Source organism: Duganella sp. Root198D2, from assembly GCF_001428585.1.
Lineage (GTDB): Bacteria > Pseudomonadota > Gammaproteobacteria > Burkholderiales > Burkholderiaceae_D > Rugamonas.
This window is the reverse complement of record NZ_LMIC01000013.1, coordinates 49,037-69,165: the sequence shown is the minus strand read 5'-3', so window position 1 is coordinate 69,165 and position 20,129 is coordinate 49,037. Positions and strand designations below refer to the sequence as shown.

The following is a 20,129-nucleotide window of genomic DNA, read 5'->3' as shown; positions in this document are numbered from 1 at the left end:
CTTATGGTGCGAGGAGGGGGACTCGAACCCCCACACCATTGCTGGCGTCAGGACCTAAACCTGGTGCGTCTACCAATTTCGCCATCCTCGCGGCATATTTGCACAAAAGCAAAGGGCGACCTTACAGTGAAAACGGGGTCGCCCGGGGCTTTCAACTTCAACCCGGCATTCTATACGGTGTTTCTGGAGTGCGGAAGTGGTTTTTTGCGTTATGCGCAACATTTGGGCAAAACCGGCAACCCCGATGCCTGACCCGCAGGGTCAGGCACTGCTTATCGGTTTGGTTTTGGCACACGGAACCACGCCGCATACAAAGCCGGCAAGAACAGCAAGGTCAGCGCGGTCGCCAGGATCAGCCCACCCATGATCGCCACCGCCATCGGCCCCCAGAACACGGAGCGCGACAACGGAATCATGGCCAGCGCTGCCGCCGCCGCGGTCAGGATGATCGGCCGGCAACGCCGCACCGCCGATTCCACGATCGCATCCCATGCCGGCACCCCGGCCTTGATATCCTGCTCGATCTGGTCCACCAGGATTACCGAGTTACGGATAATCATGCCGAACAGCGCAATAATGCCCAGGTTTGCGACAAAGCCCAGCGGCCTTCCCATCACCAGCAGCGCCATCGCCGCCCCGGCCACGCCCAGCGGCCCGGTCAGGAACACCAGCAGCGCACGCGAGAAGCTGTGCAGCTGCAGCATGAGCAAGGTGAAGATGATGAACACGGCCAGCGGCAAGTTGGCGGCAATCGACTCCTCTGCTGCGCTGCTGTCCGAAGCGGCGCCCTTGACCTTGATCTCGTAGCCCGGCGGCAGCTTGGCGCGCAGCTCATCGAGCTTCGGATTGATCTGGCCCGACACGGTCGGCCCCTGCACGCCCTCCACCACGTCCGACTGCACGGTAATCGCCCATTCGCGGCCTTCGCGCCACACGACACCCGGCTCCCAGACGAAATGCACGCGCGCCAGTTGCGAGATCGGCACCGAACGGCCGCTATTGGTCGGAATGTAAGTGTCGTTCAGGACCGCAATGGTGCTGCGCTCGTCCAGCGGCTGGCGCACCTGGATGTCGATCAGGCGGATACCTTCGCGGAACTGTCCAATCGGCGTACCTGAAAGGATCGTGTTCGCCGCTCGCATCACGGTTTGCGACGTTACGCCCAGCGCACGCATCTTGTCCTGGTCCAGGTCAAGGCGCAGCACCTTGATCGATTCGTTCCAGTTGTCGTTGACGCCCACCGCGTTGGGGTTGGCGCGCACGATGTCCTTCACCTGGTCGGCAATCGAGCGCACACCTTCCACCTCGGTACCCGTGATGCGGAACTGCACCGGGTATGGCACCGGCGGGCCGTTCGGCAGCAACTGCACGCGGCCGCGCACTTCCGGGAAGTCGGTCTTGAAGACATTGCTGATCTTCTTGCGCAGTTCTTCACGCGAACGCAGGTCTTTCGCCAGCACCACGGTCTGCGACACGTTGGTCTGCGGGAAGATCTGGTTCAGCGGCAGGTAGAAGCGCGGGCTGCCGGTGCCGACATAGGTCGTCACGCTGGCCACACCCGGCTCCTTGCGGATGAACTCTTCAAATTTCTTCGCCTGGCGTTCGGTCTGCGCGAACGCCGTGCCTTCCGGCGACCACATCTCCACCATCAGCTCCGGGCGGCTGGAATCCGGGAAGAACTGCTTCTCGATGAACTTGAAGCCGTACACGCCCAGGAAGAACACCACCAGCGTGGCCACGATCGTGGTCTTGCGGTATTCCACGCACCAGTTCACGATGGAGCGGAACTTGCGGTAGCCCGGCGTATCGAACAGCTCGTGATGGCCGCCGCCCTCGGAGTGCGGCTTCACCTTCAGCAGGATGTAACCGATGTAGGGCGTGAACACCACGGCCACGATCCACGAAGTCACCAGCGCAATCGCATTCACCGAGAACAGCGAGAAGGTGTATTCGCCTGCCGCCGATGCGGCAAGGCCGATCGGCAGGAAGCCTGCGACGGTGATCAGGGTGCCGGTCAGCATCGGCATGGCCGTGGAGGTGTAGGCGAAGGTCGCCGCTTCGAGCCGCGAATGGCCCTCCTCCATCTTCCGCACCATCATTTCAACGGCAATGATGGCGTCGTCGACCAGCAGGCCGAGCGCGATAATCAGGGCGCCCAGCGAGATCTTGTGCAGGTCGATGTCCAGTATGCGCATGAACAGGAAGGTTACCGCCAGCACCAGCGGGATGGTCAATGCCACCACCAGGCCGGGACGCGTATCCAGGCGCAGCTTGGGCTTGGTATGCAGGCCGAGCGAAACGAAGCTCACTGCCAGCACGATCAGCACCGCTTCGATCAGGGTATGCAGGAATTCGCCCACCGACGCGGTAACCGCGGCCGGCTGGTCCGACACGCGCTCCAGTTCAATACCGACCGGCAGCTTGGTTTTCATGGCGTTGACGGTCTTCTCCAGGTCCTTGCCCATCTGGATGATGTTGCCGCCCTTCTCCATCGACACGCCAAGTCCGATCACCTCTTTGCCGTTGAAGCGCATCTTGTCGCGCGGAGGATCGAGGTATTCGCGTTTGATGGTCGCGAAGTCGCCCAGGCGGAAGGTCGTGTTATTGGCACGCAGCTCCAGCTCTTCCAGGTCCTTGACCGTGCGCAGCGCGCCGGAAACGCGCACTTGCAGGTTGTCGGTCGGCGTCACCACAACGCCTGTCGCCTCCACCACGTTCTGGGTGGCGATCTGGTTGGCGATCTGCTCGATGGTCAGTCCCAGCTGGGCGAACTTCTTGTGCGAGAACTCGATATTGATCTTCTCGTCCTGTACGCCGAACAGTTCGACCTTGGACACCTTCTTCACGCCAAGCAGCTGCTGGCGCACCAGGTCCGCGTAGTCTTTCAACTCCGCATAGTTAAAGCCGTCACCGGACAGCGCAAAGATCGAGCCATAGGTATCGCCGAATTCATCGTTGAAAACGGGGCCCTGCACGCCGGCAGGCAGCGTCGAACGGATGTCGCCGATTTTCTTGCGCACCTGGTACCAGGCCTGGGCCACCTCTTTGGGCGGAGTCGACTCGCGCAGGCTGAGAATGATCAGCGTCTGGCCCGGTTTCGAATAGCTGGTGATTTCGTGAATGAACGGCGTTTCCTGCAGCTTCTTTTCCAGCTTGTCGGTGACCTGTTCGGCCATCTGCAGCGAGGTGGCGCCGGGCCAGAAGGCTTGCACCACCATCGAACGGAAGGTAAACGGCGGATCTTCATCCTGCCCCAGGTTCTTGTACGCCAGCATGCCGCCCAGCAGCAGCACCGCAATCAGGTAGCGCGTGAGCGGAATGTGCTCCAGCGCCCAGCGCGAAAGGTTGAAGCCCTTCATTTAGCAGCTCCGAGTATGGTTACCTTCTGGCCAGGCTTCAGCAGGTTGACGCCTGCGGTAACGACCGTCTGGCCGGGCTTCACGCCGCTGCCCAGGACCAGTTCGTTACCCGAGACGCCGTTCACAGTGACCGGTACCAGGCGCACGACGCCGTTTTCAACCACCCACACGGAGGTCGCGGCCTTCTCATGGAACAAGGCCGTCAACGGCACCTTGATCTGCGGCTGCGGCGTGCGCGAGGCAAAAGCCACCAGCGCAGTCATGCCCAATTTGGCTTCGGCGAGGCTGGAGGGAATCGACACGCGGAAGGCATAAGTACGGGTGAAGGGATCGGCCACCGGGGAGATCTCGCGGATCTTGCCTATCACGGTTTTACCCGGGCTGGCCCACAGGCGCACATGCACGTCCGTGATGGCGCGCAGGGTGTCGACTTTGTCTTCAGGCACGCCGAACACAATTTCCTTTTCATCGGTCTTGGCCACGCGCACGACCGGCGTGCCGGGCGACACCACCTGCCCGACTTCCGCATCGACCGCGGTGACTACGCCATCGATGTCCGACTCAAGGCTGGCGTAGCCGGCCTGGTTGGACATGCCGCGATACGCCGCCTGCGCCGAATCGACTTGCGCCTGCGCCGACTTATAGGCCGACAGCTTGGCATCGAGGATAGCCTGGCTGACGAAGTTCTTGTCGCGCAGCTCCTGGTAGCGCTTCAATTCCGCGCTGGCCAGGTCGCGCGTGGTTTCCGCCGCGCGCAAGGCAGCCATGGACTGCGCCTGCGACAGCTTCAAATCCTGGGGATCAAGGTCCATCAGGACCTGGCCGCGCTTGACCACGCTCCCCACATCCACTTTGCGGGAGATAATCTTGCCGCCGACCCGGAATCCCAGGCGCGATTCGACGCGCGAACGGACTTCGCCGGAGAATTCGGCATTCACATCGATGTCCGAGCTTTGCAGCACCATGGCGCGCACCGGCCGGATGTCTTCGGTCCTGGGGGCTTCTTTCGAACAGGCTGCGAGCAGCAAAGCGCAAGCCGCAACCAGGGGGAGTTTTTTCGCTACGAACACGATGGAATTCCTTTTTAGTGTCTCTGGCAATTGCCGGGAGTGCATGTTTGCCATTATTATTTCCCGTTTGGAACTAACTGACTTTCCGTTTAGTAAGAAAAAATTATAGCCGGGTCAACCGAACTTGCAAATGACTTTCGCGTCATTAATTTAGAACAGCACCTCTATGTCCGTTGACCATTACGAGAATTTCCCTGTCGCTTCCATCCTGATGCCGCGCCGGCTGCGTCCGGCAGTGGAGGCGATTTATGCCTTTGCCCGCAGCGCCGACGATATCGCCGACGAAGGCGTCGCCACGCCCGAACAGCGCCTGGCGGCCCTGGCCGCCTATGAAGAAGCGCTGGGCCGCATCGAACGCGCAGAAGGCGGCCATGAACCGATGTTCGAGCGGCTGGCTGCCGTCATCGAACAGCATAAACTGCCGCTGCCTCCCTTCTACGACCTGCTGTCCGCCTTCAAGCAGGACATTGTGGTGCACCGCTACCAGGACTACGCGTCCTTGCTGGATTACTGCGCCCGCTCGGCCAACCCGGTCGGCCTGCTGATGCTGCACCTGTACGGCGCCGCCAGTGAAGAGAATGTCCGCCAGTCGGACGCCATCTGCTCCGCCCTGCAGCTCATCAACTTCCTGCAAGATGTGGCGATCGACGAGCATAAGGAGCGCATCTACCTGCCAATGGAAGACCTGGCCCGCTATGCGCTGTCGCCGGCCCACCTCGCGCGCCCCGATAACAGGGCAAAATGGCGCGCCATGATGAAATTCGAGGTCGACCGTGCCCGCGCCCTGATGCTTTCCGGCGCCCCGCTGGCCTGCCGCCTGAAAGGCCGCATAGGCCTGGAGCTGCGCCTGGTGGTCCAGGGCGGCCTGCGCATCCTGGAGGCAATCGAGGAAGTCGATTACGACGTTTTCCTGCGTCGTCCGACGCTGCAAAAGCGCGATTGGTTCAAGCTTTTATGGCGCGCGCTTCGGATGAAGCCTTCTTCACTATAAAATAGCGCCTTTGTCAGCATTACCCAAGCCATAAGAACATGTCCCCCGACGAATACTGCCAGCAGAAGGCCGCCGCCAGCGGCTCCAGTTTCTATTACAGCTTCCTGTTCCTGCCACCGGAGCGCCGCCGCGCCATCACGGCACTGTACGCCTTCTGCCGCGAGGTTGACGACACCGTCGATGAATGCAGCGACGAGTCGCTGGCGCGCATCAAGCTGGCCTGGTGGCGCAACGAAATCGCCCAGATGTATGAAGGCAAGCAGTCGCACCCTGTCACCCAAGCCTTGCAGCCGCATCTTGCCGTGTACAACCTGAAGCAAGAGCATATGCAGGCCATCATCGATGGCATGGAGATGGACTTGAACCAGACCCGCTACCTGGATTACGCGGGCATGTCGAAGTATTGCTGGCACGTGGCCAGCGTAGTCGGCATTCTGTCGGCGTCGATTTTCGGCGTGACCCGCCCGGAGACGCTGCAGTACGCCGAAAAGCTGGGCCATGCCTTCCAGCTCACCAATATCATCCGCGACGTGGGCGAAGACGCCCGCAAAGGCCGCATTTACCTGCCGGTCAATGAGCTGCAGCAGTTCAATGTGACTGCGGCGGACCTGCTGAACGCGCGCGAGACCGAAAATTTCTCGAAACTGATGGCATTCCAGGTGGCGCGCGCGCAGAAGGCTTATGACGAAGCGTTTGCACTGCTGCCGAAGGAAGACCGGCGCGCCCAGCGCCCGGGCCTGATCATGGCAGCGATTTACCGCACCCTGCTGAACGAGATCGAAGAGGACGGCTACCACGTCCTCAAGCAACGCATTTCGCTGACACCTATCCGCAAACTGTGGCTGGCCTGGAAGACCTGGGTTCGTGGCTAAGCACTTTGCGGTAGCCGGCGGCGGCTGGGCGGGTTTTGCTGCCGCCGTCGAACTGGCGCGGGCTGGTCACCAGGTGACGGTTTTCGAGGCTGCCCGCACTTTGGGCGGGCGGGCGCGGCGCGTCGCTTTCGAGGGGCGCGAGCTCGATAACGGCCAGCACATCATGCTGGGGGCTTATTCCGAATCGCTGCGCATCATGCGCGCCGTTGGCGTGGATTTACGCTCGGCCGTCCTCACCCTGCCCTTGCAGATGCGCTATCCGCTTGGCGGCGACGGCATGGACTTCCTGGCCCCACGCCTGCCGGCGCCGCTGCATGTCGGCATCGCCTTGCTGCGCGCGCGCGGCCTGGCGCGCGAGGACAAGATGGCGCTGGCACGCTTCACCACTACCGCACGCTGGATGGATTGGCGTTTGAACAATGATTGCAGCGTGGCGGAGCTGCTGCAACGCTTCGACCAGACGCCGCGCCTTGTGACGTTGATGTGGCGGCCATTGTGCCTGGCCGCGCTGAATACGCCGCCGGAACGCGCATCGGCACAGGTATTCCTTGCCGTGCTGCGCGACAGCCTTGGCGCACGCCGCGCCGCCTCCGATATGCTGCTGCCGCGCGCCGACCTTTCCGCCCTCTTCCCGGATGCCGCGGCAGCCTGGCTGCAGGCAAAGGGCAACACCATCCACCTGGGCGCTAAAGTCACCGCCCTGCGAGCGGCCGCCGGCAGCTGGCGCGTGGAGGCGAGCGGCGCGGCCGTTGGCGGCGATTGGAGCGGCAATTTCGACGGCGTCGTGCTCGCCGCCTCGTCCAGCGCGGCCATCGCACTGGTTGAAGGCATGCCTGGCTTTGCCGAACTGGCAAGCCGGCTGGCCGCGTTCGAGCCCGAGCCGATCACCACCTGCTACCTGCAATATGCCCCCGGCACGCGCCTGGAGATCCCGTTCCTTGCCCTGGTTGACGATCCTGCAAGCCAGCGCTGGGGCCAATTCGTCTTTGATCGCGGCCAGCTCGATGCCCGGCAGGACGGCCTGTTTGCCGTCGTGATCAGCGCTTCCAGCGACGCGGCCGGCCTGCCTCAGGATGTATTGACGGCAGCAGTGGCGGCGCAACTGGCGGCCGACCTGCGGCGGCCAGAGTTCGCGCAGCCGGCCTGGAGCAAAGTCATCACCGAAAAACGCGCCACTTACGCCTGCACGCCGGGCCTGATGCGCCCCGCCAACGAAACTCCGGCGAAAGGCCTGGTCCTGGCCGGCGACTATACCGCCGGCGACTACCCTGCAACGCTCGAAATGGCCGTCCGCAGCGGCGTACAAGCCGCCCGCCTGCTCGCGAAAGCGAAAGTTTGATGTCCCGCCTGTCCCGCATTTCAGTCGCCTGCTCCCCCATTTCTGCATCCTGTCGTAAACAACTGGAGCCACCCTGGTGCCAACGATACAGTGCGATCATGGAACAACCGGAGGCTTGAGTTTCTAATGAGCAAGCATGAGTACCTTGACGCACTGAAAAAAGCCCTCGCCGGCTTGCCGCCCGAGGTGGCGGCCAGGACGATGGCTTACTACGAACAGCGCTTTATCGACAGCCTGGCCGCCGGCAGGACTGAAGAGGAAATCGCGGCCGAACTGGACGAGCCGCGCAAGATCGCCATGACCCTGCGCGCCAACGCCCACCGCAGCGCATTCGAGCAAAAGAGCAATCCGGCCACCCTGGCCCGCATGCTGCTCTCGCTCATTGGCCTTGGCATCTTCAACCTCTTCATGGTGGTGCCGGCAGCAGTCTTTTCTGCTTTGCTGGTATCGATCTACGCCAGCGCCTTCGCCTTTTACATCAGCGGCATTGCCATTACCGCAACCGGCCTGGCCGGCGCCAATGAGCTGGTCCTGACCGGCCCGCTGCGCCACCTTGTCATTTTCGACGACGCAGGCGACCAGGTCGACGCCCGCATGCAAACCAAGATTGCGATCAGCGACCACGGCATCGAGGTGTTCCAGGAACCTTCGGCCGGCCTGCGCAAGGAATGGGATGAGGCGGACAGCAAATCCGAGAAGTGGCTGGAAGGTGCGGAAGCCATGGCCGAAGGCGGCGTGCACATCATCTCCGACCTCGATAACGAATCGCGCGCCACGCAGACCGCTGTCGGCATCGGCCTGATACTGCTCGGCATCGTCCTGAGCCTGGCCAGCATCGTGGTGACGCGTTACTCGCTGATCGGCCTGAAACGCTACATCCAGATGAATGTTGCGCTGCTGCGCGGCCGCTGAAAGGAAACGCAATGAACCTCCGTTCCCTGCTCAAAATCGGCTTCGGGCTGGCCTTGCTGGCGGTGCTGCTGACCGGCGTCACCTACAGCATGCTGCGCGCCCAGGGCGCCGCCAACCCGACCAGCGTGGCCGGCCGCGCCGCCCGCACCGAAGTGCGCGAAGTGAGCGCGACGATTTCCAGTGTTGAACTGGTCGGCCCGATCGACCTGCGCCTGAAACAAGGCGATGTGCCCTCGCTCAAAGTACGCGGCGAGCAGCGGCTGCTGGGCAATATCGGCACCGAACAGGATGGCTCGACCCTGCGCATCGGTTCGAAAGGCCTGCTGCTGCACCCGCGCCGCCCGATTGAAGTGGAGCTGGTGCTGCCGTCCCTGCACGAACTGGTGATCAACGGCAGCGGCGACAGCAACGTCAATGGTTTCAGCGGCGAGCACCTGAGCGTACAGCTGCAAGGCTCGGGCAACCTGACCTTCAACGGCCGCTACAAGAATGTCGAGGCCGGGGTGCACGGCAGCGGTGACCTGAACCTGAACACCGGCCACGGCGAGAAAGTCATGCTGGAGATGGTGGGTTCGGGCGCTATCACTTCCAGCGGCAGCTGCAAGGAGCTGACCGCGGAAGTCACCGGTTCCGGCGACCTCGATGCGGAGCACCTGGCGACCGATAAGGTGGCCGTGACCCTGCTCGGTTCCGGCACCACCAATGTGTTTGCCCGCCAATCGGCCGATCTCACCGTCAAGGGTACCGGCAATATCCGCGTGTTCGGCAACCCATCGGAACGCAACGTCAGCCGCAGCGGCTCAGGCGGCGTCAGCTGGGTTCATTAAGTAGCGCAGCATGTCCTTGCCGGCGGCCATGCCGCTGGCGAAACAGGCGGTGAGCAGGTAGCCGCCGGTCGGCGCCTCCCAATCCAGCATTTCGCCGGCAACAAACACGCCCGGCACCGCCTTCAGCATGGTTCCTTCCAGTGCCTCGAAACGAACCCCGCCCGCGCTGCTGATTGCTTCATCGATCGGGCGCGGCGCGCGCAGGGTGATTGGCAGCGCCTTCAGGGTCGCCGCCACGCGCAGCGGGTCATGGAAAGCCTCCTTGTCCAGTACCTCGTGCAGCAGGCCGGTCTTGACGCCCTTGATGTGGACCCGGCTTTGCAGAAAGCTCGACATCGAGCGCGAGCCGCGCGGATGCGACAACTCCTGCCGCAGGCGCTCCAGCGGCCAGTCCGGCAGCAGGTCCAGTTCGATAGTCGCGCTGCCATGCGCGGCGATGCGGTCGCGGATGCCGGCCGACAGGGCATAAACCAGGCTGCCTTCGACGCCCGTTGCGGTGACCACCATCTGCCCCTTGCGGCCGCCAATTGCCACGGTGGTCAGCGGCTGGCCCGCGTATTTTTCGGAGAAATGGGCGCTCCAGCCGGAATCGAAACCGCAATTGGCAGGCACCAGCGGCGCAATGCCGACGCCGCGTTCGGCCAACAGGGGCTGCCACGCCCCGTCCGAGCCGAGGCGCGCCCAGCTTGCACCGCCCAGCGCGAGCAACACCGCAGCGTGGCGCACCCTGCGCTCGCCTGCCGCTGTCGCGAAGCGCAAGCTGTCGTCAGCTGTCCAGCCCAGCCAGCGATGGCGCTGGTGGAAGTGCACCCCGCTTTCGCGCAGGCGGTGCAACCAGGCGCGCAACATCGGCGCCGCCTTCATTTCGGTCGGGAAAACCCGGCCCGAGGTGCCGACAAAGGTATCGATGCCCAGCCCATGCACCCAGGCCCGCAAGTCGTCGGGCTTGAAGGCATCGAGCATCGGGCGCATGACGCCGGCACGGCTGCCGTAGCGCGCCAAGAATGCCCCATAGGGTTCGGAATGGGTGATATTCATGCCGCCGCGGCCTGCCAGCAGGAACTTGCGGCCGACCGAAGGCATGGCGTCGTAGACATCTACCCGCACGCCCGCCGCCGCCAATACTTCGGCGGCCATCAGGCCGGCGGGGCCGCCGCCGATCACCGCTACACCTTGTAATTGATTGCTTTCCATAGGGGCAGCATTGTATTCGATCTCGGGCGATCGGCCGCCAGCAGTTGGGCAAAGTCCTGCGCCGCCATGGGCCGCCCAAAGAAGCAGCCCTGCATCTCGTCGCAGTAGTGGGCACGCAGCCATTCGCGCTGCAGCAGCGTTTCCACCCCGACGCCGACGATCTGCATATTGAGGTTGTGGCCCACGTCGATGATGGAACGGCAGATGGCTTCGTCGGCTTGCTCGCTGCCGAGCTGGCGCACGAAGGACTGGTCGATCTTCAGCTGGTCCAGCGGCAGCAGGCGCAGGCGGGCCAGCGAGGAATGCCCGGTGCCAAAGTCGTCCATCGACAGCTTGACGCCAATTGCCTTCAATTCGTTCATGCGGGCCACGGCATCGTCGAGATCCTCCATCACCATCGATTCCGTGATCTCGAAACTCAGCATGGCCGATGGCACATCGTACTCCTCCAGCGTCACTTCAATATGTTCCACCAGCCCTTCTTCGCGGAACTGGCGCGCCGACAGGTTGATCGAGACAGGCACCATTGGCAGGCCTGCGTCGCGCCACGCCCGTTGCTGGCGGCACACTTCCCGGATCACCCAGGCTCCGAGCGGAACAATCAGGCCGCTGCTCTCGGCCAGCGGCAGGAACTCAGCCGGCGGCACCAGGCCGCGCGTCGGATGCTGCCAGCGCACCAGCGCCTCGGCGGCGGTCAGGCAGCCATCGCCCAGGGCCGCACGCGGCTGGTAATGCACCACCATTTCATTGTGCAGCAGGGCGCTGCGCAGTTCAGCCTCGAGCGCAAACATGCGCGAGGCGCGCTCGTTCATCTCCTGCGCGACGAAACGGAAGCGGTTGCCGCCATGCCCGACCGCATGCGCCATAGCCGAGTTGGCCGAGCGCAGCATGACCGAAGGTTCGCCGCCATCCTCGCCCATCAATGCGATGCCGATGCTGGCTGTGGTATTCACGATATTGTCCTGCCAGCGCATCGGTGCCTTGATGGCCTCGAGCAGCTTGCCCGCAACCGGCAGCACATCGTCGTCGTTGATCAGGTCGGACAGGATCACCGCGAATTCGTTGCCAAGCAGGTGGGCCACCGTATCGCCCTCGTGCAGGCAGGACTTCATGGCGGATGCCGCGTGCATCAGCAAGGCGCTGCAGGCGTCGGCACCAAGGCTGGCCTTGACGCCGCGGTAACGGTCCATGCTCAGTGCCAGCACGGCCACCTTGCGGCCGGTGCGCTCCGCCGCTACCAGGGCCTGGCGCAAGCGGTCATTGAACAGCGAGCGACTGGCCAGGCCGGTCGCCGGGTCATGCTGGGCGTGACAGGCCGACGCCTGCTCGGCCGCGCGGCGGCTGCGTGCCGCGTGCATATTGCTCAATCCAAGCGCCAGGTCGGTGGCCAGTTCCTGCAAGACTTGCACGTCATCGCTGTCGAAAGCGCAGGGGGCGATCGAGTATACGCACAGCACCCCGATTGGCGCCGCATCTCCACTGGCGCTGCCCAGGGGCAAGGCCAGCACGCTTGGGTAGCCGAACTCTGCCGACGTCCCATGGCGCAGGCGGGATTTCGCATCCGACATCACATCGAGCGCAATGCCTTCGCAGCTGCAGCCGCGTTGCAAGCCACCTGCGGCTGCTGCGAAGCGTCCTGCCGGCGTGCCCTGGATCTCGCTGGCCAGCAAGTCCCTGCTGCTGCCAGCCATCGACAAACCGGTCCACACCAGCGAATAGCCGCCCTCTTCGGAGATGGCCTTGCAGACAGCCGCCATCATTTCCTCCGCACTGCCGGCGTGCAGCAGCGCTACGCGGCAACGCGAAGCCATGCGCAAGGCCCGGTTGCTGCGCAGCAGCTCATCAGTTTGCGCATTGGCCCGCCGGTGATCGGCTTCGCGTGCCAGCAGCCATTTGATGGTCGTCGCTGCTGCACACGCAGCCAGCATCCCAAGCAAAATAGAATGTTCCATGGCGTCAGTCCAGGTAGGGTACAAAGTCGAATGCCGACAGGATGCCGTTCACTTGGGCGGAAAGGCAGAAGGCGAAGAAACTTCGTGCGACGCCGGTTGGCGCATCCCTGCTTGCCAGGGTGAGTACACGGCAGATCGGGTAACTGCCGTTGCGTATATTGGCGCTGCTGGCTGCAACGCCCGAAATGGGCAGCAGGCGTATCGACACGCCTTGCGAAATGGCGCGCTCCGCTGCGCCGACTGAAACGTAGGCGATAGCGTTTTCGCACGCGGCCACCACGGCCAGCCGTTCGATGTTCGATTCCACCGCTGCATTAAGGCTGAAATCATCCAGCGCTTGCCGCAGGAAGCGTGCAAACAAGGCACTCGACGCGCCATCGCGCAGACCGCCCAATGCATAGACCTGTTCCCGGCCGCCACCGGCATCGCGCCATTCGCGCATGCGCCCTGTGAAAATGGCTTGCAGCTGTTCGACGCTCAAATCCCGCACCGGATTATTGGCGTGAACTACTACGCCAACGCCATCGCGAGCAATCGGAATGCCGTACAAATCGCGTTCGGCGGGAGCGAGTGCGCGCGACAGCATCGCAATATGCGCATGCCCCGAACGCACGTCGTCCAGCCCACGTAAAGAACCGCCCAGTTCCACTTCGATCCCGATCTCCGGGTGCATCAGGCGGTATTTGGACGCGATTTCTTTCAGTAACGGCCCCATGGTGGTGGAGCCGGCGATATGAAGCTTCTGCGCGCGCTTGCGCGGCGGGACTGGAAGCTGGTTGCGGGTGAGGCCATTCAGGCCAAGGGCGGCAAAGACAAAACCCATTGCGACTCTCCTTGCAGGGAAGGGAATAAGCCGCAGGGAAGAGGCGACGGGAGATATGTGAGGTGATGGACGCGGCGCAGGTTTTGGGCCACATGCAATCAAGTATAACGTGACAATGCCTGCGGTCAACAGTCGGAGCTCGACTGTTGCGTCGGCACAGCAATAAGCGTTAACCGCCTGTCACAGGTGGGAAAAAGGCAACTTCGTCGCCTGGCGCAACGTGCGTACTCGCGTCGCACATGCGCTGGTTGCAGGCCATGCGCAAGGCGCGGCCCTCGGCCAGGGTACTGGCCCACGGCTCGCCGCGCGCCAGCAGCCATGCCCGCACATCGCCCACCGTCTCGGCGCTTGCCGGCAGCACGACCTGCTCGCCACTGCCCAGCGCCTCGCGCACACTGGCAAAATACTTAAGGTTGATCAGCATATCAATACATCAGCTCACTGAAGGGGATAAAACGCACAACGTCGCCCGGCGCGATCGGATTGCCCGGCGGGTTGTCCACCAGGCCATCGCCCCAAACCGTCGAAGTCAACACGGCAGACCCCTGGTTCGGGAACAGGTCCAGCCCGCCCTGCTGGTTCAGCCTGGCGCGCAGGAATTCGTTGCGGCGGTCCGCTTTCGGCCAGTTGAAATCTGCGCGCAGCATCATGCCGCGCGCTTGTGCCGGGACATCGGCGCCCTGCAGTCGCAGCAGGAATGGGCGCACGAACAGCAGGAAGGTGATGAAGCTCGACACCGGGTTGCCCGGCAGGCCAAGGAAGAACGCCTGCCCTACTTCACCGAAGGCCAACGGCTTGCCCGGCTTGACGGCGATCTGCCACATATTCAGTTTGCCCTCTGCTTCGACGGCAGGCTTGATATGGTCCTCTTCGCCGACCGACACGCCGCCGGAGGTGATGATCAGGTCATTGCCGTCTGAAGCCTGGCGCAGCACATTGCGCGTAGCATCCAGCGAGTCCGGCACGATGCCGAAATCGCGTACCTCGCAGCCCAGGTTTTCCAGCAAAGCGCGCAGCGTGAAGCGGTTGGAATTGTAGATGGCGCCCGGCGCCAGCGGTTGGCCCGGCATCGCCAGTTCATCGCCGGTGAAGAACACGGCTACGCGCAGCTTGCGGCGCACGTCCAGCTCCGCCATGCCGATCGACGCAACCAGTCCAAGTTCCTGGCTGCGCAGGCGCGTGCCCGCGGCCAGGATCACGCTGCCAACGCTGATGTCTTCGCCGGTGCGGCGGATCCATTCGCCTGTTTTCGGCGCGTGGCGGATCGTAACCAGGCCGTCATTCGCTTCGCATTGTTCCTGCATCACGACAGCATCGGCGCCTTCAGGAATCAGGGCGCCGGTGAAAATGCGCGCGGCGCAGCCAGGCAGCAGCGGCTGGCCGACATGGCCGGCCGGGATGCGCTGGGTGACCGTCAGCGTTGCGTTGCCGCTGGCGCAATCGGCGGCACGCACCGCGTAGCCGTCCATCTGCGTATTGTCGTGGCCCGGGACGTTCATGCCGGACACCACGGCGCTCGCAAGCACGCGGCCATTGGCTTCCAGGGTTGGGATCTTCTCCACCGCGGCCACCGGACGGGCCGCGGAGAGCAGGAAATCGAGGGCTTCGCGTACGGCGAGCATTGCCATGTCTTTACAGTCCTGTGTTGGCGGCGATGTAAGCCTTCATCCTGCTCACATCGGCCGGCATGACTTCAAAGCGCTGCGGCAGCGCTTCGATATTTTCGAAACCGGCTGGACGTTCGGCGTCTTCACCCAACGCCTCCAGGATGGTTTCGTTGAACTTGGCGGCCAGTGCGGTTTCCAGCACGATCATCGGCACGCCTGGCTCCATGTATTCCTTGGCGACCTTGATGCCGTCCGCAGTGTGGGTGTCGATCACGATGCCGTAATCGTCGGCCACGTCGCGGATGGTTTGCACGCGGTCGTCGTGGGTCGATTTACCGGACTTGAAGCCGTAGCTGGCCGCCAGTTTGAACTCATCGCCATCGCTGCCCGGTGCGCCGGACAGGTCGAAGCCGCCGTCCGTTTCCACTTTCTTGAACAGCTCGCGCACACGCTTGCCGTCGCCCTTCACCAGGTCGAACACGAAGCGTTCGAAGTTCGAAGCCTTGGAAATGTCCATCGACGGGCTGGAGGTGTGATAGGTCTCGGCAGACTTGCGCACGCGATAAATGCCGGTGCGGAAGAACTCGTCCAGCACGTCGTTCTCGTTGGTGGCAACGACCAGCTTGTCGATCGGCAGGCCCATTTGGCGGGCGATATGGCCGGCGCAGATATTGCCGAAATTGCCCGATGGGACGGTGAAAGACACCTTCTGCTCATTGCTCCTGGTCGCTGCGAGGTAGCCGCGGAAGTAATACACCACCTGCGCCACGACGCGCGCCCAGTTGATCGAATTTACCGTGCCGATCTTCTGGCGCGCCTTGAATTCCAGGTCGTTCGACACGGCCTTGACCATGTCCTGGCAATCGTCGAACACGCCTTCGACAGCAATATTGAAAATGTTCGGATCCTGCAGGCTGAACATCTGGGCGGTCTGGAAGGCGCTCATCTTCTTGTGCGGCGACAGCATGAAGACTTTGATGCCTTTCTTGCCACGCATTGCATATTCAGCGGCGCTGCCGGTGTCGCCGGAAGTCGCGCCGAAGATGTTCAGCTGCGCGTCTTGTTTGGCCAGCGCGTATTCGAACAGGTTGCCCAGCAACTGCATCGCCATGTCCTTGAAGGCCAGCGTGGGGCCGTTCGACAGCGATTGCAGCACCAGCTTCTTGCCATCGACTTCTTCCAGCACACGCAGCGGGGTGATGTCGGCGGCATTCTCGCCTTCGCGCACGTTGCGGTAGACATCGGCGGTGTAGGTCTTCCTGGCCAATGCGCGCAGGTCGGCCTCTGGAATATCGCCGGCGAACTTCTTCAGGATTTCTACTGCCAGGTCAGCGTAGGACAGGTGGCGCCACTTGTTCAGTTCTTCGCCGGTAACTTGCGGGTACTCGACCGGCAGGTACAGGCCGCCGTCCGGCGCCAGACCACCCAGGAGGATGTCGGAAAATTGCTGGGGGGAGTGTGATGCAGCCGACGCGTCGGCCCGGGTAGACACGTATTGCATAAAGTAGAAAGTCCGGTGGCGGTGAAAACGGACACTTATTATAGTGCCACCGGACTTTCTTTGTGAATTTAGCTAAATTTCGGAATTTTCTAGCGTTAGCAGGCAGCGTGATTCACCGAAACGACATGAATCGCCAAGCCGCCCAGCGAAGTCTCTTTGTACTTCGCCTGCATGTCGGCGCCAGTCTGGCGCATGGTCTCAATCACGTTATCCAGGGTGACGAAGTGGGTGCCGTCGCCTTTCAGGGACAGCGATGCTGCGGTGATCGCTTTCACCGCGCCCATGCCATTGCGCTCGATGCAAGGAATCTGCACCAGCCCGCCAATCGGATCGCAGGTCATGCCCAGGTGGTGCTCGATGCCGATTTCCGCCGCATTCTCGATCTGCGCGTTGCTGCCGCCCAGCGCTGCGACCAGGCCCGCCGCCGCCATCGCACACGCCACGCCAACCTCACCCTGGCACCCTACTTCGGCACCGGAAATCGACGCATTGCGCTTGCACAGCATGCCAATCGCCGCCGCGGTCAGCAAAAATGCGCGCACGCCGGTGATCGGATCGACCGGTTTGCAGTCTTCCGCATAGTATTTCAGCACAGCGGGAATGATGCCTGCAGCCCCATTTGTAGGCGCCGTTACAACACGTCCGCCCGCTGCATTCTCTTCATTGACCGCCATCGCGTACAAACTCACGCCGTTCAGCGCATCGTGCGGCAGCTGGTTGGCGCGATCGCCGCCCTGCGCCTGGCGCCAAAGGTCGGCTGCGCGGCGCTTTACATTCAGGCCGCCTGGCAGTTGGCCGCTCGTCTCCAGGCCATGCTGGATGCAGTCGCGCATGACGTGCCAGATGCGGTCCATGCCTTGGTTGAGCTCTGCCTCGCTGATGCGGGTCAGCTCGTTGGCGCGCAGCATCTGGGGAATGGTCTTGCCGCTGCTGACGCCATGACCCAGCAATTCGGCCATGGTGTTGAACGGGTACGGCAGGCGCACGGCCGGCTTGCCATCAGTGGCCGCCTCTTCGCCTTCGGCACGAATGAAGCCGCCGCCGACTGAGTAGTAAATCCTGGAAGCCGAGCTGCCGTCGGCACGGGCCAGGGTGAAGCGCATGCCGTTCGGGTGCTCCGGCAGGTTCTCTGCCATATGGAACACCAGGTGTTGCTTGCGGGTGAACGCAATGGTCTTCTCGCCCAGCAGGCGCAGCTCGCCGTCAACGTCGGCTGCAGCCAGCATGTCTTCGACCGCGTCAGGGTCGACGCCCTGCGGCGTCTCGCCCATCAGGCCAAGCAGCACGGCCTTGTCGGTGCCGTGGCCGATACCGGTCAAGGCCAGCGAGCCATAGAGCTCAGCCGTCACCGAGGTGACATCATCCAATGGAGCGTTTTCGAGCAGGAAGCGGCGCGCCGCCACCATTGGTCCCACAGTATGCGAACTGGATGGGCCAATGCCAATCTTGAATAAGTCGAAAACACTCATGTCCATTGTTGCTTGTCTCTCTCTGGTTATGCGGCCTCGCTGAGGCTCACGTCAATATTGGCCAGCATGTCCTTCACCATCTCTTCCACGCCGATCTTCGCTTTCCAGTTCCAGTCCGCAGTCGCCTTGGAATCATCCAGGCTGCGCGGCCAGCTGTCGGCGATAGCCTGGCGGCTGTCCGGCGTGTAGGCGATCTTGAATTCGGGCAGTGCGCGGGTAATCGCGGCAGCCAGTTCTTCCGGGTTGAAGGAAACACCGGCGACATTGTACGACGAACGAATCTTGATTTGTGAAGCCGGTGCGTCCATCAATTCAATGGTTGCGCGAATCGCGTCCGGCATGTAGATCATCGGCAGCGTGGTCTTCGGCCCGAGGAAGCAATCGTAGCGTTCACCGCGCAGCGCCGCGTGGAAAATCGCAATCGCATAGTCGGTGGTGCCGCCGCCTGGAGGCGATTTGAAGCTGATGATGCCCGGGTAGCGAATCGAACGCACATCCACGCCATATTTCAGGAAGTAGTATTCGCACAGTCGTTCGCCTGCCAGCTTGGAAATGCCATAAATAGTGGTCGGGTCCATCACGGTGTACTGCGGGGTGTTCTCGGCCGGCGTGTTCGGGCCGAACGCAGCGATCGACGATGGCCAGAAGATGCGCAGCGGCTTGCCCTGCTCGCCGCGCTCGCGCGCCACTTCCAGGATGTTCAGCAGGCCGTCCATGTTCAGGTCCCACGCCTTCAGCGGCGCTGCCTCGCCGGTAGCGGACAGCATCGCAGCCAGCTGGTATACCTGGGTGATGCCTTCCGCAGCCACCAATGCCTGCAGCGCGGCCTTGTCCATCACGTTGAGCACCTGGTAGCGGGCTGCGTTGTACTTGTTGACCGGGCTGATGTCGGTTGCGATGACGTTTTGTTCGCCGTGCTGTTTTGCCAGTGCTTCCACCAGTTCACTGCCGATTTGGCCGTTGGCGCCGATGACGAGGATACGTTCCATGATTCTTACCTGTTTTCCTGATTAGTTCTTAATGATGCCCAGCTCTTTGCCGGCTTGTTCGAATGCTGCAAGGACCTTTTCCAGCTGCTCGCGGGTGTGGGCGGCGGACAGCTGCACGCGCACGCGCGCCTGGCCCATCGGCACCACTGGATAGAAGAAGCCGGACAGCAGCACGCCCAATTCATACATGCGGGCCGCGAACTTCTGCGCCACCGGGGCTTCAAACAGCATCACCGGCACGACAGGATGGGTGCCTGGCTTGATGGTGAAGCCGATACGTTCGATCTCCTTGCGGAAGTAAGCGGTGTTTTCGTGCAGGCGGTCGCGCAGCTCGGTCGAGGCGGACAGGCGCCTCAGCACTTCCAGCGAGGCGCCTGCGATGGCCGGTGCCAGGGTATTCGAGAACAGGTATGGACGCGATTTCTGGCGCAGGGTGTCGATTACTTCCTTGCGGCCGGAAGTGAAACCGCCCATCGCACCGCCCAGGGCCTTGCCCAGGGTGCCGGTGATGATGTCGATCTTGCCCAGTACATTGTGATGCTCGTGGGTGCCGCGGCCGGTCTTGCCCATGAAGCCGGAGGCGTGGCATTCGTCGATCATGACCAGGGCGCCGTATTTTTCGGCCAGTTCGACGATCTTGTCCAACTGGGCGATGGTGCCGTCCATCGAGAACACGCCGTCGGTCACGACGACTTTATGACGTTTGTCGGCGGCCGCCTGCAGTTGCTTCTCCAGGTCGGCCATATCGTTGTGGGCGTAGCGGAAGCGCGCAGCCTTGCACAGGCGGATGCCGTCGATGATCGACGCGTGATTCAGCGCATCGGAGATGATGGCATCGTTTTCGTCGAACAAAGGCTCGAATACGCCGCCGTTGGCATCAAATGCCGCCGCGTACAGGATGGTGTCTTCGGTGCCGAGGAATTCGGAGATGGCCTTCTCCAGTTGCTTGTGCACGGTCTGGGTGCCGCAAATGAAGCGTACCGAGGACAGGCCGTAGCCGTACTTCTCCGTTGCTTCGATGGAGGCCTGCGCCACCCACTCCTGGCCCGACAGGCCGAGGTAGTTGTTGGCGCACATATTGATCAGGGTACGACCGTCTTCGGATTGCACCTCGCTGCCCTGGCGGGAAGCAATTACGCGCTCCGGCTTATAAAGGCCGTCGTTACGCAGCTTTTCCAGGTTCTGTTGCAGGCCGGTGTAAAACGCATTCGTCGCTTGGCTCAT

General features: G+C 62.5%; 16 protein-coding genes and 1 tRNA gene. 5 read left to right on the top strand and 12 right to left on the bottom strand.

Features of this window, described 5'->3' with window-relative positions:
• Positions 1-4: 4 nt before the first annotated feature.
• From ASE26_RS14945 to ASE26_RS14935, 3 genes are all read right to left on the bottom strand, one after another.
• Positions 5-91, bottom strand: a tRNA-Leu gene (locus tag ASE26_RS14945).
• A gap of 181 nt (positions 92-272) precedes the next feature.
• Complete coding sequence (locus tag ASE26_RS14940) at positions 273-3,359, bottom strand: efflux RND transporter permease subunit (RefSeq protein ID WP_057246494.1); 3,087 nt, start codon at positions 3,357-3,359, stop codon at positions 273-275.
• Positions 3,356-4,429, bottom strand: a complete 1,074-nt coding sequence (locus tag ASE26_RS14935) for an efflux RND transporter periplasmic adaptor subunit (protein WP_229207097.1) — start codon at positions 4,427-4,429, stop codon at positions 3,356-3,358. The genes ASE26_RS14940 and ASE26_RS14935 overlap by 4 nt, the downstream gene beginning before the upstream one ends.
• Before the next feature lie 166 nt (positions 4,430-4,595).
• Here ASE26_RS14935 and hpnC point away from each other — a divergent pair, with 166 nt between their 5' ends.
• The 5 genes from hpnC (at position 4,596) to ASE26_RS14910 (ending at position 9,370) form a co-directional block, all read left to right on the top strand.
• Positions 4,596-5,420, top strand: coding sequence for a squalene synthase HpnC (gene hpnC, locus ASE26_RS14930; RefSeq protein WP_057246493.1), 825 nt, complete (start codon positions 4,596-4,598; stop codon positions 5,418-5,420).
• A 38-nt stretch (positions 5,421-5,458) separates the two neighbouring features.
• A complete protein-coding gene (gene hpnD, locus ASE26_RS14925) occupies positions 5,459-6,292 on the top strand; it encodes a presqualene diphosphate synthase HpnD (protein ID WP_057246492.1) in 834 nt (277 codons plus the stop codon).
• Positions 6,285-7,631, top strand: a complete 1,347-nt coding sequence (gene hpnE, locus ASE26_RS14920; protein ID WP_057246491.1) for a hydroxysqualene dehydroxylase HpnE — start codon at positions 6,285-6,287, stop codon at positions 7,629-7,631. Before hpnD ends, hpnE begins: the two co-directional genes overlap by 8 nt.
• A 126-nt stretch (positions 7,632-7,757) precedes the next feature.
• Positions 7,758-8,543, top strand: coding sequence for a DUF1700 domain-containing protein (locus tag ASE26_RS14915; RefSeq protein WP_057246490.1), 786 nt, complete (start codon positions 7,758-7,760; stop codon positions 8,541-8,543).
• Positions 8,544-8,554: 11 nt separating this feature from the next.
• Positions 8,555-9,370: a head GIN domain-containing protein gene (locus ASE26_RS14910; protein WP_057246489.1), complete on the top strand. Its 816-nt coding sequence runs from the start codon at positions 8,555-8,557 to the stop codon at positions 9,368-9,370.
• Here ASE26_RS14910 and ASE26_RS14905 read toward each other — a convergent pair.
• The 9 genes from ASE26_RS14905 to kbl form a co-directional block, all read right to left on the bottom strand.
• Entirely contained in the window at positions 9,344-10,564 is a 1,221-nt protein-coding gene (locus ASE26_RS14905) for a TIGR03862 family flavoprotein (RefSeq protein ID WP_057246488.1), read from the bottom strand. The genes ASE26_RS14910 and ASE26_RS14905 overlap by 27 nt on opposite strands.
• Complete coding sequence (locus ASE26_RS14900; RefSeq protein ID WP_082591375.1) at positions 10,537-12,516, bottom strand: GGDEF domain-containing protein; 1,980 nt, start codon at positions 12,514-12,516, stop codon at positions 10,537-10,539. The genes ASE26_RS14905 and ASE26_RS14900 overlap by 28 nt, the downstream gene beginning before the upstream one ends.
• A 4-nt stretch (positions 12,517-12,520) precedes the next feature.
• Positions 12,521-13,339, bottom strand: coding sequence for a phosphate ABC transporter substrate-binding protein (locus tag ASE26_RS14895; RefSeq protein WP_055927888.1), 819 nt, complete (start codon positions 13,337-13,339; stop codon positions 12,521-12,523).
• A 169-nt stretch (positions 13,340-13,508) separates the two neighbouring features.
• Positions 13,509-13,763, bottom strand: a complete 255-nt coding sequence (moaD, locus tag ASE26_RS14890) for a molybdopterin converting factor subunit 1 (RefSeq protein WP_055927885.1) — start codon at positions 13,761-13,763, stop codon at positions 13,509-13,511.
• 1 nt (position 13,764) lies between these two features.
• A complete protein-coding gene (gene glp / locus ASE26_RS14885; protein ID WP_055927993.1) occupies positions 13,765-14,961 on the bottom strand; it encodes a gephyrin-like molybdotransferase Glp in 1,197 nt (398 codons plus the stop codon).
• A 10-nt stretch (positions 14,962-14,971) separates the two neighbouring features.
• Complete coding sequence (thrC, locus tag ASE26_RS14880; protein ID WP_055927882.1) at positions 14,972-16,447, bottom strand: threonine synthase; 1,476 nt, start codon at positions 16,445-16,447, stop codon at positions 14,972-14,974.
• Positions 16,448-16,542: 95 nt separating this feature from the next.
• Positions 16,543-17,922 (bottom strand): L-serine ammonia-lyase, encoded by a 1,380-nt coding sequence (locus ASE26_RS14875; RefSeq protein ID WP_055927879.1) that lies wholly within the window; start codon positions 17,920-17,922, stop codon positions 16,543-16,545.
• A gap of 20 nt (positions 17,923-17,942) precedes the next feature.
• Entirely contained in the window at positions 17,943-18,905 is a 963-nt protein-coding gene (locus tag ASE26_RS14870) for an NAD-dependent epimerase/dehydratase family protein (protein ID WP_055927876.1), read from the bottom strand.
• A gap of 21 nt (positions 18,906-18,926) precedes the next feature.
• The gene (kbl, locus tag ASE26_RS14865) at positions 18,927-20,129 is read right to left on the bottom strand and encodes a glycine C-acetyltransferase (protein ID WP_055927871.1); all 1,203 of its coding nucleotides are present in this window, start codon (positions 20,127-20,129) and stop codon (positions 18,927-18,929) included.